The organism is Rheinheimera texasensis (assembly GCF_964031785.1).
Classification (GTDB): Bacteria; Pseudomonadota; Gammaproteobacteria; order Enterobacterales; family Alteromonadaceae; genus Pararheinheimera; species Pararheinheimera texasensis_A.
On sequence record NZ_CAXIRE010000018.1, the window covers coordinates 153714 to 167998 of the forward strand.

General features: G+C 51.8%; 11 protein-coding genes. 7 read left to right on the forward strand and 4 right to left on the reverse strand.

Annotation, left to right across the window (positions count from 1 at the left end; translation table 11 throughout):
* Complete coding sequence (gene ung / locus ABNT34_RS08220) at positions 1-663, forward strand: uracil-DNA glycosylase (protein ID WP_348730510.1); 663 nt, start codon at positions 1-3, stop codon at positions 661-663.
* Positions 664-774: 111 nt separating this feature from the next.
* Positions 775-1047 (forward strand): hypothetical protein, encoded by a 273-nt coding sequence (locus tag ABNT34_RS08225; protein ID WP_348730512.1) that lies wholly within the window; start codon positions 775-777, stop codon positions 1045-1047.
* 133 nt (positions 1048-1180) lie between these two features.
* Here ABNT34_RS08225 and ABNT34_RS08230 read toward each other — a convergent pair whose 3' ends face one another.
* From ABNT34_RS08230 to tal, 3 genes are all read right to left on the reverse strand, one after another.
* Positions 1181-1354, reverse strand: coding sequence for a DUF3545 family protein (locus tag ABNT34_RS08230; protein ID WP_084164207.1), 174 nt, complete (start codon positions 1352-1354; stop codon positions 1181-1183).
* 176 nt (positions 1355-1530) lie between these two features.
* Positions 1531-3147: a glucose-6-phosphate isomerase gene (gene pgi, locus ABNT34_RS08235; protein ID WP_348730514.1), complete on the reverse strand. Its 1617-nt coding sequence runs from the start codon at positions 3145-3147 to the stop codon at positions 1531-1533.
* A 27-nt stretch (positions 3148-3174) separates the two neighbouring features.
* A complete protein-coding gene (tal, locus tag ABNT34_RS08240) occupies positions 3175-4128 on the reverse strand; it encodes a transaldolase (RefSeq protein ID WP_348730516.1) in 954 nt (317 codons plus the stop codon).
* A 272-nt stretch (positions 4129-4400) separates the two neighbouring features.
* Here tal and ABNT34_RS08245 point away from each other — a divergent pair, with 272 nt between their 5' ends.
* The 5 genes from ABNT34_RS08245 to ABNT34_RS08265 all read left to right on the forward strand — a co-directional run bounded on the left by ABNT34_RS08245 (position 4401) and on the right by ABNT34_RS08265 (position 12868).
* On the forward strand, positions 4401-6020 hold the full coding sequence (locus ABNT34_RS08245; protein ID WP_348730518.1) for a response regulator: 1620 nt from the start codon (positions 4401-4403) through the stop codon (positions 6018-6020).
* Positions 6021-6068: 48 nt separating this feature from the next.
* Positions 6069-6851 (forward strand): peroxide stress protein YaaA, encoded by a 783-nt coding sequence (gene yaaA, locus ABNT34_RS08250; protein ID WP_348730520.1) that lies wholly within the window; start codon positions 6069-6071, stop codon positions 6849-6851.
* 86 nt (positions 6852-6937) lie between these two features.
* Positions 6938-8236 carry an inosine/guanosine kinase gene (locus ABNT34_RS08255; protein WP_348730522.1) on the forward strand — a complete coding sequence of 433 codons (1299 nt, stop codon included), beginning with the start codon at positions 6938-6940 and terminating at the stop codon, positions 8234-8236.
* A 150-nt stretch (positions 8237-8386) separates the two neighbouring features.
* On the forward strand, positions 8387-10660 hold the full coding sequence (locus tag ABNT34_RS08260) for a DUF5916 domain-containing protein (protein ID WP_348730524.1): 2274 nt from the start codon (positions 8387-8389) through the stop codon (positions 10658-10660).
* Positions 10661-10918: 258 nt separating this feature from the next.
* On the forward strand, positions 10919-12868 hold the full coding sequence (locus tag ABNT34_RS08265) for a hypothetical protein (RefSeq protein WP_348730526.1): 1950 nt from the start codon (positions 10919-10921) through the stop codon (positions 12866-12868).
* Between the two features lie 79 nt (positions 12869-12947).
* Here ABNT34_RS08265 and srmB read toward each other — a convergent pair whose 3' ends face one another.
* Positions 12948-14204: an ATP-dependent RNA helicase SrmB gene (gene srmB, locus ABNT34_RS08270; RefSeq protein WP_348730528.1), complete on the reverse strand. Its 1257-nt coding sequence runs from the start codon at positions 14202-14204 to the stop codon at positions 12948-12950.
* Positions 14205-14285: the final 81 nt, after the last annotated feature.

The window sequence follows — 14285 nt, forward strand, 5'->3', positions numbered from 1 at the left end:
GTGCAATTATCCTGGCAAGATGTGATTGGCGCGGAAAAAACGCAGCCGTATTTTCAGCAAACTGTTGAAGCTGTCAAACAAGCGCGCGCTGCGGGAACGGTGATTTATCCGCCCGAAGCCGATGTGTTTAATGCGTTTCGTTATACCGGCTTTGACCAGCTGAAAATCGTCATCATCGGCCAGGACCCATACCATGGGCCCAATCAGGCCCATGGCCTGTGTTTCTCGGTGCGCCCCGGCGTGGCGGTGCCACCGAGTTTAAAAAATATCTACAAAGAACTGGCGCTGGAATACCCGGATTTTGTCATCCCCAGCCACGGTTATCTGGAAAGCTGGGCCCGCCAGGGCGTATTGCTGCTCAACACTGTGCTGACCGTAGTAGCGAACGAAGCCAATTCACATCGAAACCTCGGCTGGGAAACCTTCACCGACAATGTAATTAAAGCCATTAGCGCCAAGGCTGAGCCTGTGGTGTTCTTGCTGTGGGGCTCCCACGCGATTAATAAACAAAAATTTATCGATAAAAGCCGCCATCATGTATTGACCGCGCCGCACCCATCGCCGTTGTCGGCGCATCGCGGTTTTTTAGGTTGCGGCCATTTTGCTAAAGCCAATGAGTTGCTGACGCAGATGGGCAAAACGCCGGTGGATTGGCAGGTGTGATACGGTGCTTACCATGTGTAGATGGAAAGATTGCAGATGGGCTGTAGTTTCAGAAACATAGCGCCGATCCAAACCAATAGTGATTAGCAGATAAAAAGGATGAATGGCTAGATGGACTACGAGCTGGTGTTGCTTCGTTTAAAAAATCATAAAACTTATAACATTAAGTTTTTTAACAGTTTTATAGCCGCGCTAATAATTTTGGCTGCGATAGATGTTTATTTGTTCACTCGCGGGGCGCCAATATCATACGTACATTTAGTTTTGCTGCTTGGACTTTATATCTGGAAAACGAAATATCTGAACATGCAAAATAAGGCGATCGAGCAGGTTGAGTCGGTCATTGAAAACCGCGTGGGTGACAATCCTGATAGGGCTGCATAGGCGTTAGTGAAAGTCCGGCCCAAATAAAAAACCGGAGTTTCCTCCGGTTTTTTTATCAGGCAAATCAGCGATCGCTGACTGAGCAAAGTTTTAAAAGTAAAAAGCCCAACCTGGGAAGGTCGGGCTCTTTACATTAAATCAGTTGTTCAATCAGGTCGTCTTCTAAGCTCCAGTCGATATCTTCGAGCTCTTTCCTCAGACGCTGCCGCTCCTTTACGGCTTCGATTTCGCGCCATTTGCGCTTCACCGGCCGGGCTTTCGCGGCTGGTCGTTCCAACATAGTCAGTAAGTCGTCAAAGCTTTCCATACTTCACCTCGCTACATTGTTGTTGTTATTCTCACCAAAATTGATACCACATTTTTTAGCAAAATAAAATACTTCGATGACAGAAAAATGAATCGCAGATGAATGGCAAATGGCAGCGAAAAAAAAGGAACCTTATGGTTCCTTTTTGTGCTTAAAAAATGAGCGGAGGCAACAGGTTAAGCTTGCTGAAATTGTTTGATCAGCTGCTCAGTTGAGCTGTCAAAAGCATGGCTGGCAGCACCGGATAACACCTGATAAATCGGCGTGGATAACTGCTTACCAAGTTCAACACCCCATTGGTCAAACGAGTTGATATTCCACAGCACGCCTTGCACAAAGACTTTGTGCTCATAGAGTGCAATCAAAGCGCCAAGGTAATAGGGCGATAACTCAGGCAGCAACAACGTGTTGCTGGGTTTATTGCCTGGCGATGCTTTGTGTGGCGCCAGGAAATCAGCTAAGGCTTCGCTGCCACCTTGTGCCAGCACTTCAGCTTTGGCTTCGGCAATGGTTTTACCCTGCATCAGCGCTTGAGACTGAGCAAAACAATGCGCCGCCAGGCGGTGATGGTGATCAGCCAAATCGTGAGAGACTTTGATTGGCAGAATAAAGTCAGCCGGTACCGCTAAGGCACTTTGGTGCAATAACTGGTGATACGCATGCTGGCCGTTGGTGCCGGCGTCGCCCCAAATCACCGGAGCTGTGGCAGCCGTCAGTGCTGCGCCATCAACATCAACACTTTTGCCGTTACTTTCCATGTCCAGTTGCTGCACATAAGACGGCAACAACCGCAGATAATGGCTGTACGGCAACAGTGCCTGCGTCTGACAACCCAGGCCATTGATATACCAGACGCCTAACAGCGCCAAAATCACTGGCAAATTCTGCGCCAGCGGCGCGTCGCAAAAATGGCTGTCCATATCACGGGCACCGGCCAGCAGGTTTTCAAATTGCGCCACACCCAGCGTCAGGCACAGTGGAAAACCAATAGCCGACCACAGCGAATAACGGCCACCAACCCAATCCCACATCGGCAGGATATGTGAGGCATCAATGCCAAATTCGCTCGCTGCTTTGATGTTGGACGAGGTTGCCCAGAAATGCTGGGCAATAGCGGCTTTATCGGCGCCATGGTCAAGGAACCACTGGCGTACCGCTAAGGCGTTTTGTTTGGTTTCTTCAGTGCCAAAAGATTTTGACGCAACAAACACCAGCGTGGTGGCCGGATTCAGCGGTTTCACCACATCACTGACTACAGCGCCGTCGATATTGCCGGCAAAATGCACTTTGACCGGGCTTTGGTTGTAGGGGGTGAGAGCTTCCAGCGCCATCTGCGGGCCAAGCAGGGAACCACCGATACCAATCCAGACTAAATCGGTAATAGGGCTGCCCTGATATCCCAGATACTGGCGGTTATTGAGCTGTTCAACCAACGCATACATCTGCGCGCGGCAGGCGGCGATTTGCGCCTGTAAATCTTCGCCGTCCAGCTGTAATGGCTGGTCGGCAGGGGCACGCAGTGCCACATGCCAGACTGAACGGTCTTCGGTGTTGTTGATTCTGTCGCCGGCAAACATGGCGGCCCGTTTTGCGGCGAGCGGGCTTTGTGTTGCCAGATCCAGCAGTTGTTGCCAGATACCTTGGGTTATCAGGTTTTTTGAATAATCCAGCGTGATACCAAGCGCTTTGGCGGTAAAACGTGCTGCGCGCTGTGGATCTTCAGCAAACTCCTGACGCAGGTTCAGCGGGGCTTTGGCCAGTGTGGCCAACTGGCTCCAAACTGCAGACGACATAATAAACTCCTGTTAAAAAAGCTGCGCTTAAGCAAGCGCAGCAGTGATCACTTGTTCCAGTTTGCGCTGGTCGATAGCGAATTTACGGATGCCTTCGGCCAGTTTTTCGGTGGCCATCGCATCTTCATTCAGCGCCCAGCGGAACGCCTGTTCGGTCAGCTCCGCTGGTTTTGCAGTGGTTGTGCCTTGATCGCGCAAATGCACAACCAGCTCGCCACTTTGTTTACTGAGTTCATCGAGCAGCGTTGGCGCAATGGTTAAGCGGTCACAACCGGCCAGTGCTAAAACTTCGCCGACGTTACGGAAACTCGCACCCATCACAATAGTTTTATGGCCATGCTGTTTGAAATAATTGTAAATTTCGCGCACAGAAATCACGCCCGGATCAGTTTCAGCATCATAGCTTTGGCCTGTGCTGGCTTTGTACCAGTCCAGAATACGGCCAACAAATGGCGAAATTAAGAATACGCCGGCTTCGGCACAGGCGCGCGCCTGACACAGGTGGAATAACAGCGTCAGGTTACATTGAATGCCTTCCTGCTCAAGCGCGCGTGCCGCCTGAATGCCTTCCCAGGTCGACGCGATTTTGATCAGAATTTTGTCTTTGCCGATACCATTTTCTGCATACAAGGCAACCAGTTGACGGGCTTTGGCAATAGTTGCTTGGGTATCAAAACTTAAGCGGGCGTCGACTTCGGTTGAAACCCGGCCCGGCACCAATTTGCTGATGGCGGTGCCGACGTCAACGGCGAATTTGTCGCTGGCGATGCTGAGCTGTTCAGCTTTATCTGCCGTTTTACTTTTGGCGTAGATTGCGGCAGCGCTCAGCAGCGGCTTCGCGAAATCCAAAGCACTGGCGTTTAATAACAATGAAGGGTTAGTGGTGGCATCGACCGGACGGAATTGTTCGATGGCGTTCAGGTCACCACTGTCGACGACGACGGTAGTGACAGCTTTGAGTTGATCAAGGAGTGTTGTCATATTGTTATTTAACCATTTTTAGTCGCATTTTTAGCCGTACGGCCGTTTAAAAGCGTGATTATGTAGAAATATTACAACAGAAAACGCGTGAAAACACAGAATTCTGTCGGGTCTGTTGCTGATTTTTTGTCAGATTACTATAGTTGGTTCCAGTCGGTTGTTCCGGCCTCATACGGATATAGCGTTTTTGTCTCTGATCGTGTTAACAAAGACAGAAAGCTGTTGCGCCATGTACGGCAGTTTGGTCGCAATTTGTGAAGGCAGTACAACATTTGAATCCCAAATTTTATAAAGCAAAAAAAGTGTTGGTCGTGGATGACTGCGACCCGGTGCGCGCATCCATCAAAGGCATGCTACAAAAAATCGGTTTCGAACATATTGCCCAAGCTCCGGATGCCAATGCTGCCATTGCCAATTGTACAGAAATCCAATATGACTTCATTTTATCCGATTTCAACCTCGGCGAAGGCAAAGATGGTTATCAACTATTTGAAGCGCTGAAACATTTACGATTATTAAAGCCAGGCTGCTGTTTTATCATTATCAGCGCTGAGAGTCACCGCCAGATAGTGCACGGCGTGATTGAACTGCAACCGGATTCTTATCTGCTCAAACCCTTTTCATTTGTCCAGCTCGAAAAGCGCCTGATGCGCGCTTTTGAAATCAAACATGTGCTAAATAAGGTTTACCAGGAGATCGCTGAAGACTTGTTTATTGAAGCGGCAAACTCCTGCGAGCTCGTGATTAAAAACGACCCGGAATTTGCGGTGTTTGCTTTGCGGCTGCGTGGTGAGCTGCTGCTGAAAATTGAACATTATCAGGCTGCTGAGCAGCTGTATTTGTCGATTCTGAACCGGCGGGACTATGCCTGGGCCAAGCTTGGTCTTGCCATTGCCCGTTTTTGTCAGCAGCGCTGGCTGGAGGCCGAATTTGAGCTGCGGGAACTGAGCAAAATGGATGAAACCCGCGTAGAAGCACTGGACTGGTTGTCGCGTCTGTTTCTCAAACGCCAGCTGTACAAAGATGCCTACGAAACGCTGAACGAAGTAACCAAGCTGTCGCCAAAAAACTATAAAAGGCAAAAAGCGCTGGCGAATCTGGCCAATATCAATGGTTTAAAAGAAGATGCAGTAAAAATTTACGCCCGGCTGCAGCAGGCGGCGCGTTATTCCATTTTTGATACGCCAGACAATTTTCTCAATTATGCCCGCGCCATTCTGGAGCTGACCAAAGACGCTAATAAGCTGGAACAGACCCGGCATTTCAAAAAGATTGATGAAATTCTGGCCAATATCGGCAAACGTTTTGCGCTGGAATCTTATCTGCACGAAGAACTGGCTGTGCGGGCGCGCGTGGCGATATTACGCAGCAACATTGACGAGGCCAGAGACCTGCTGGCTAAAAGTGACGCCGCACAGACTGGCAAAACACTGAGCGCCGAAGCCTGTCTCGACAAAGCCAAAGCCTATTTCGAAGCCGGTAATTTGTCGCGCAGTGACGAATTTATGCAGCAACTGGAAGAGATGGCCGAGTACGACGATTTATTGGCTAATACGCTGACAGTACTGATACAGGGTGAACACAAAGCGCATGACAACCTGCGCGAAGAGATTAAAACGCTCAACAACGACGGCCTGGATGCCTATCAGAATGGCTATTATGGCCGGGCGTTGGAGTTTTTTAATAAAGCCTTTGATTACATGCCTTACAACCCCAGTCTGGCACTGAATTTATTACAGACCATCAGCAAAATCGGCGGCGTGACGAAAGACACCGCTAAACTGGCGCGGCGCTGCGTGGAAATTCTGGAACAAAGCGAACTGAATGAAGGCAACACCAAAAGGTTTGCCGCAGTGATGAAAGAGCTGAACAGCTTGTTGCAACTGAGCTGAGCGCAGCTTATAGTCGCGCCGCAGTTTTACCTTCAGGAATATGCTTCGATGTTGATGGTTATTTCTCCGGCCAAAGATCTGGATTTTGCGCCGTTACCGCGCCAATTACCGCTGACGCAGCCAGATTTTCTGCCACAGGCAGCTGAATTAAACGCGGTGTGCCGCGAACTGACGCCGGCCGATCTCAGTCAGCTGATGCATATCAGCGACAAACTGGCTGGTTTGAATGCCGCCCGTTTTGCCAGCTGGTGCCTGCCATTTACCTCAGACAATGCCAAAGCCGCGCTGTTTGCCTTTAATGGCGATGTGTATCAGGGCTTGCAGGCGCAAAGTTTGTCGGACGCTCAGCTTGCTTACGCCCAGCAGCATTTGCGTATTTTAAGCGGTCTGTATGGCGTGTTACGGCCACTGGACCTGATGCAGCCATACCGGCTGGAAATGGGCACCAGCCTGATGAATCCGCGCGGCAAAGACCTGTACCAGTTCTGGGGTAGTCAAATCACCGACAGTCTCAACCAGCAACTTGAACAACTGCAAGCGCCGTTTTTACTCAATCTGGCGTCGCAGGAATATTTTAAAGCGGTCAAAACCAAACAGCTGGCGAAGCCTTTGATTAACGTGCAGTTTAAAGATCAGAAAAACGGCCAGTATAAAATCATCAGCTTTTTTGCCAAAAAAGCCCGCGGCATGATGGCGCGTTATGTGATTGAACAACAAGTGGATTCGCTCGAAGGCCTGCGGCATTTCGACGTGGCGGGTTATCGTTTTAGTCCTGAGCTGTCCAAAGCGCATGAACTGACGTTTTTGCGCGACGAAGTCGCTGCTGGCTGAGCTAGCGCATTGCGCTTATTTTTATCCTAGTCCGCCACAGGTCAGTTTTGCTAAAATACTGGACTGACCTTCTCTGAGAATCCGTTATGAAATTTCCTGGCCGCCGTAAACTGAAGCATTATTTCCCGGTGTCTTCACCAAAACCACAGTTACCGAGTTTTGAGGTCAGGCCTGAACTCGATACTTATGTGGTCGGCCTGGACCAGACCATTGTCGATGTGGTGGCCAATGTCAGTGACGAATTCCTGCAAAAATACGGTATTGGCAAAGGCTTATCGAATCTGGTCGAACACGGCAAAGCCGACCAGATTTATCAGGAACTGGTGCAAAGTGCGGCGATTTCCGATCATTTCGCCGGCGGCACTATCGGCAATACCATCCATAACTATTCAGTGCTGGCCGATGACAAATCGGTGCTGCTTGGCGTGATGTCGGCCAATATCGCCTTAGGCTCGCCGGCTTATCATTATCTGTGTCATACCAGCAGCAAAGTCGACATGAATCATCTGCAAGGCGTGGCCGGTGATATTGGTCGCGGCATTACGATGATCACTCCCGATGGCGAGCGCACTTTTGTCATTGACCCGGGCGCGATGGATGAACTCAATGCCGATGCTATTCCGGAAGATATTATCGCTAAAGCCGCTGCGCTGGTGTTAAGCGCTTACCCGCTGCGCGCCAGCGGCCAGCCCATTCAGCAGGCGATGCTGCGCACACTGGAGCTGGCCAAGCGCCACGGTGTGCCGGTGGTGATGAGCCTGGGAACCAAACATTTGGTGGAAGAACATCGCGAACTCATTCTGCAAACCGTCACCGACTATGTCGACATGCTGGCGATGAATGAATTAGAAGCAGCAGCGCTGACCGGCATTACCGACCCGCTGCTCGCGGCCGAAGCGGCGCTGGAGCTGACCGATATGGTGCTGGTCACTGCTGGTCCTGAAGGTTTATACCTCTGCGGTTACACCGATGCCAGCGTCAAACGCGAAACCACCAACCCGATTAAATCCGGTGCTTTGCCAGATTACAACGAATTTGAATTCAGCCGGCCTATGCAGAAAAAGCATTGTGCCGAGCCGCTGAAAGTCTATTCGCATATCGACCCCTATTTAGGCGGGCCTGAGCGAATTAAGAATACCAATGGCGCTGGCGATGGCGCCTTAGCCGCGATTTTGCATGACATTGCTGCCAATCATTTTCATCGTCACGCGCTGCCGTTGTCGAGCAAACATGAACAAAGTTGTCTGGCTTATTCGTCTTTTGCGCAGATCTGTAAATACGCTAACCGTGTCAGCTACGCCATTCTGAATCAAAGTGCACCACGTTTATCGCGCGGTTTGCCGGAAAAAGAAGACAGTCTGGAAGAGGCCTACTGGGAGCGTTAATTCTCACTCCTGAAAACAGGCAAGACCGCTGACCGTGTCTTGCCCTGTGTTGACCGCATGGTTCTGTACAGGCCGGCCGGCATCTTTATACTTGGCTGATTTTTCGGCGCCTGGCGCCGGACTCCCGATTGCCTTGTTCATGGATGCTGCATGCCTGTTTTAAAATCCCCATTATTTTATTGTTTGCTGCTGCTCGGTAGCACTTCCGCTGAAGTGCTGGCCGCCGAGTCGCTGTCTATCCCACGCGTCACGCCAGCAATTGTTGTGGATGCTGAGCTGAACGAGCCGCAGTGGCAACAAGCGCGGGAAATGCCGATTTTGTATAACACCTGGCCGGCAGAAAACACGCCGGCGCCGGTGAAAACCATGGCGCGGGTGATGGAAGATGGCGAGTTTTTTTATATCAGCTTTGTCGCCGAAGATCCGGACCCAAGCCAAATCCGCGCTTATTACCGTGACCGCGATAAAATGTGGGATGACGACAGCATCGGTATCAAACTCGACACTTATGATGACAGCAAGCTGGCCTACCAGTTCTTTGTCAATGCCTTAGGTGTACAAGGCGATGCTATTGAAAACGAGATCACCAAAACCGAAAGCGACGCCTGGGATGGCATCTGGCAAAGCGCCGGTAAAATCACCGCGACCGGTTATCAGATTGAAGTCGCTATTCCGCTGCGGTTATTAAATTTTAACGACCGGCTCGATTTACAACGCTGGAAGCTGGAACTACTGCGGTTTTATCCGCGGGATGTGCGTCACCGCTTATCAACAAATAAAATTCTGCGTGAAGATCCATGCTGGATTTGTCAGATGCAAACTGTGGAAGGTTTTCGCGGTGCACGCCAGGGCAATCACTTCACTTTAGTACCGTCTTTGGTGATGGGCGTAGAGCAGCAACGCGATGTGACGCCACAGGGCAACAGCGACTGGCAAAGCGACCGCAATATCGAACCGAGCCTCGATGTGAAATGGGGTATTACGCCGGATATCAGCCTGAATGCCACGTTAAATCCGGATTTCTCCCAGATTGAAGCCGACGAAGCGCAAGTGTCGATGAACGATACTTTTGCACTGTTTTTTGACGAGAAACGGCCGTTTTTCCTTGATAATGCCGACTATTTCAGCTCGCCGCTGGATTTGGTGTATACCCGTAATGTGTCATCGCCGGATGCAGGTCTGAAGCTGACTGGCCGCGTTGATCAGCAGTCTTTTGCCGTGTTCGCCGCCAATGACAAAGACACCACTTTTATTATCCCCGGCAATATCAGCTCAGATTTAGGGTATATCAATGCAAAAAGCGACAACGCCGTGCTGCGTTATCGCTATGACCTGAACCCAAAACTGTCGCTTGGCTGGATCAGCACCTTGCGCAGCAGCGACGATTATCACAACTATGTGCATGGCCTCGACCTGAAATATCAGGCGACGGCACAAGATAAAGTGGTCGCGCAGCTGCTGCACAGCGACAGTGCTTACCCACAGCAGTTGGCGGCGCAGTTTGATGGTGAAGCGAAGTTGCGCCTCGGTGAGGATTTGTCCGGTGTTGGTCAGTTTCTGGCGTATGAACACGAAAGCCGCAGCTTTACCTGGTACAGCCGCTATCTCGGCTACAGCGACGGTTTCCGTGCTGATATGGGCTATATGCCGCAGACCGACTGGAACAAATATGTGCACGGTGCAGGGTATCAGTGGTTCTCAGACAGCCAGTGGTGGAACAACATCGAGCTGCGTGGCGACTGGGATATCAGTCATAGTCAGGCCGGTGAACTGCTGGAAAAAGAAGCCGAAGCTGAGTTGATTGTGCATGGTCCGCTGCAGTCAGAGCTGTCGTTGATGCTGACTGAGCGCGACCGCGTCGGCAGCCGGCTGGATGGTAGCCGGTTAGTGGTTGATGCCAATACCGCACTCTTTACCGAACACACCATTGGCACTTATGCGCTGGTGCAGCCATGGTCCGGTGTTTATATCGAAGTGGAATCTGAATTTGGCGACAAGCTGGATTTTCGCAATAACCGTTTAGGCGATGGCCTGGAGATTGCGCCGGAGATCCGCTGGAACGCCAATATGCATGCCCAGGTCGCGCTGCGACATACCTACCGCACGCTGGATGCAGATGATGCCGAAGTGTTTACGGCCAATCTGACGGATTTACGCCTCAGTTATCAGTTTTCGGTGCGCAGTTTTGTCCGGCTGGCACTGATTTATTCTGACATCCGGCAGAACCCGGCGAATAATCTCGGCCCTGTCACTGAACAGTCAGAGGATTTAGGCATGCAGCTGTTGTACAGCTACAAGCTGAATCCGCAGACGCTGTTTTTTGCCGGTTATAGCGACCACGCCTATAGCGACGATGAGATCCAGCAGCTAACCCGCGATGACCGCTCAGTGTTCCTGAAATTCAGCTACGCCTGGATGTTGTAATTCCCATCTGCGCGGCCAGCTTTTGTCAAAGCTGGCCGCCTTATCCGCGCTAAAGTGTCGATTCATTTTACAACCAGCTGTCAGCCTGATTGCCAAGTCCATGTAAATGCAACTAATAAATATTAGGAATATCTTATGCATGACTGGCGCTCCACAGATGACAAGCCTCAGGTGATTTTGTCCGGCGCCTGAATTCCTGCGATGCCGGAAGCCCGTCGTTGTATCTGCCCCGGACCTGCTACAACGAAGGGGATCTTTATGCTGAAGACTTCTGTTCTGTTGCGTCGCTTTATATTTTTCCTGAATTTTTGTCTGATTGGCCTGCTGAGTGCACCGGTGTCGGCGTATCCGACCGGTTGGGAGCTGCGGGCCACTATCACAGATGTCGGTTTGTCTGATGTACCGCCAGAGTTTGTGCCCGGTGCCAGTATGCGGATTTTGATCCGGTTTGATCACAGCGTGACACCATACCGCACCAGATACGGCCGGGGTACAGATCCGCTGGCGCCGCAAAACCCGCTGTACGGCGCCCGCTATGATTACACCTTGCCGCAACTGCAGTTTGATCTGTATGTCGGTGGCGACGGCGCCGAATGTAACCCCTGCAGTCCCAATCTGGACCCGGCTTATAACCCAAATAACGGTTTTGCCATCTTGCGCGACAGCTTCACCGATCCGGCCAATGGCAGCAGCAGTGCCTTAGAAGGCATCACTTTAGGCACCACCAGCGCCGATGGGTTATCGATGTCGGTGATTCTGCGCACACCAGATCCGACCAAACAGAATTTATATTCAGGACCACAGCTGCCGCTGTTACCGGACTCGCGCCTGGCCGGATTGGAAACAAGGGTATTTCAGGCCTGTGATAGCAGTGGTAATTGTGTCATTGCGCAAATTGATGACATCCGCGTGCCGGATTTTGGCGGCCAGTTTTTCTTATCGGCCCGCGATTGCTCTGCGCCTGATCTGAACCCGGCCAGCGCTTTTTATGGTGATGACTGTATTGTCGCCGGTGGTGCACAGGCGCTGGCCGCATTGCAGGGTGGTGGGCTTGGCAGTGGTAATTTCCTGCAGAGTTTTGCGCCTGTACTCGGTGGTAACGCGCTCGGTGAAACTTATGGCGAGATGAGTTTTAGCGGCCCGGTCGCGCTGCCGGTGCTCAAGGGCCGTTCGTTACCGGTGGACATTAGCCGTAACAACGCCAATTTGCTGGCCTTCCAGCAATATCAGTACAGCGGCACCGGTACCACAGTATTACCGCTGGTGGTCGACCTGACTTATGACATCATCAGCAACTGGACAGATCCAAACCCGGCAATTCAAACCGGTATCAAAGCTGGTGGCGCCTCGATTGGTGCAGTGCTGACGCTGATCAACAGCAGCCAGGTGTCGCCGCTGGCAGTAGGCGCGGTGGCGAATTTTAATAGTTTGCAGTGTGGCAGCGAAGCCAGTCATCTGCTGCCCGACGGCAGCCCTTGGCCTGCTGGTAGTATTATGGCGACTGCGATGTATCACAGTGATAGTGATAACCCGTTGCAGCAAGGCGCGCAGGCCCGTCAGCTCAAAGTGGTGCGCTGTGCCATCAACGGTGAACCGGCGGCAGCAGATGGCACTGCACTGAGCCAGGAACCGCCGCAACTGACGCCTGATCAAGCATTTATTGTCGCAACGTCGATGCAGACGCCTTCTCGCGGTAAATGGCAATGGCCCAGTGCCAGTCATCCGGCACCATTGCAAAACGGCAAGCTTGATGCCAGCCATACGCTGCGGGTGAATTTTGCCCCGGATGCACCACCGGCGTTGGTGCAGGCGCTGGCTGAAGCGATAACGCCGGCTTGCAGCGACTGTGATTTTGTGCCGGAAGTACTGCCGCTGCAGTTTGCCATCCGACCCGACAGCACGGGTTGTATCAATCCGAAGTTAAACGGCATGCTGACAACGGCCATTTACGGCAGCAGCACAATTCGGGTCGCGGATTTGAGAATCGACAGCAGCCTGAAACTTGGCGATTTGCAGCTCAGGGTCAAAGGCAAAGCGCCGGCCTGCCAAAGCAGTGATTTAAATGCCGACACAGTGCCAGATCTGCTGTGCCATTTTGCCAATGAAAGCAGCAATTGGTTGCCCGGTCAGGTGCAGGTCCAGCTCAGTGGTTTGCTGTATAGCGGCGTGCCGGTGCAGGGTAGTGCGTCGGTTTGTCTGAAAAACTGACTGTTGCCTGTCGCAAAGACAGCTAACTGCAGGCAAAAAAAGGGCGCCCCGCGGCGCCCTTTGCCCGCTAAAAACGGATTTATTTGGCTTTAGCGGCTTTTTTCAGCGCTTTTTTCTTCGCGACTGTTTTTGGCTTTTTGGTTTTGGTCGAAGGCCGGGCTTCTTTGTGTTTCGGTCTTAAACCTTCAATCACCCGGCGTTTTAACGGTGTTTCGGTGTAGCGTTCAACTTTGCCAACCATATCAATGTCATGCGCCTCAACCAGTGAAATGGCGATACCTTTTTTGCCAGCGCGGCCGGTTCGGCCGATGCGGTGCACATAAACATCCGCAGTGCGCGGCATATCAAAGTTGATGACATGGCTGATGTCGTCGATATCGAGGCCCCGCGCCGCGACGTCGGTGGCCAGTAAAATCCGCACCAGGCCTTTACTGAAACGCGACACGGCCAGCAGGCGTTTGTCCTGTGGCATTTCACCCTGTAACCAGCAGGTTTTCAGGCCGGCCGATTCAAGCTGACCCGCTAAACTCGCCAGCCGCTCACGGGTTTTAATAAAGACGATGACCTTGGTCATCTCCGGCTGTTGCAATAAATGCGTCAGCAGTGCGAGCTTGTGGTCAGCATCATCGGCCAGGTGGATCCACTGCTGGATCTTGGCTTTTTCCCGGCGTGGTGATTCGGCTTCGACAGTCACCGGCTCTTTTAAGGCGCGTTTAGCAAAACGTTCAATCGCAACACCTTCGAGGGTCGCGGAGAACAACATGGTCTGGCGGCGGCGTCTGGCGTCGCTGATAATGCGGTCCATCTCGGCGACAAAGCCCATATCCAGCATGCGGTCGGCTTCATCGAGAATTAACACTTCCACTTCGTCGCACTGGAAGCTTTCTTCGTTCATGTATTCAATGAGCCGGCCAGGGGTGGCGACCAGAATGTCGTTGTTTTTTTCTAAGGTTTCTTTATGACTGCCGTAGTTGATCCCGCCGGTGATCACGCCGCAGTTCAGGTCACTGTGTTTGGTCAGCATCTGCAGCTGTTCAAAAATCTGAAACGCCAGTTCGCGGGTCGGCGTCATGATCAGCACCCGGGCAAAGCCTGGCTCACGCCGTGGGAAATCAATCAGATACTGCAGTGCCGGCAGCAAAAACGCCAGAGTTTTACCGGTACCGGTTGGCGCGCTGGCCAGAATGTCGCGGCCTTCCAGGGCCACCGGGATCGCTTGTTGCTGAATGGTGGTCGGTTTTTCAAAACCAGCTTCAGCCAAAGCGCGGGCCAGCGCAGGGTCCAGATCAAAATCAGCAAAACGGAGGATCTCATCCGGGCTCGTCAGGTCAGTCACAGTCAAATACCTTTTGGGTTAACTTGGCGGAGCCACGCTGTACTGACAGCTGAAGCTTCCGTTACACTGCAACCTTTTGCG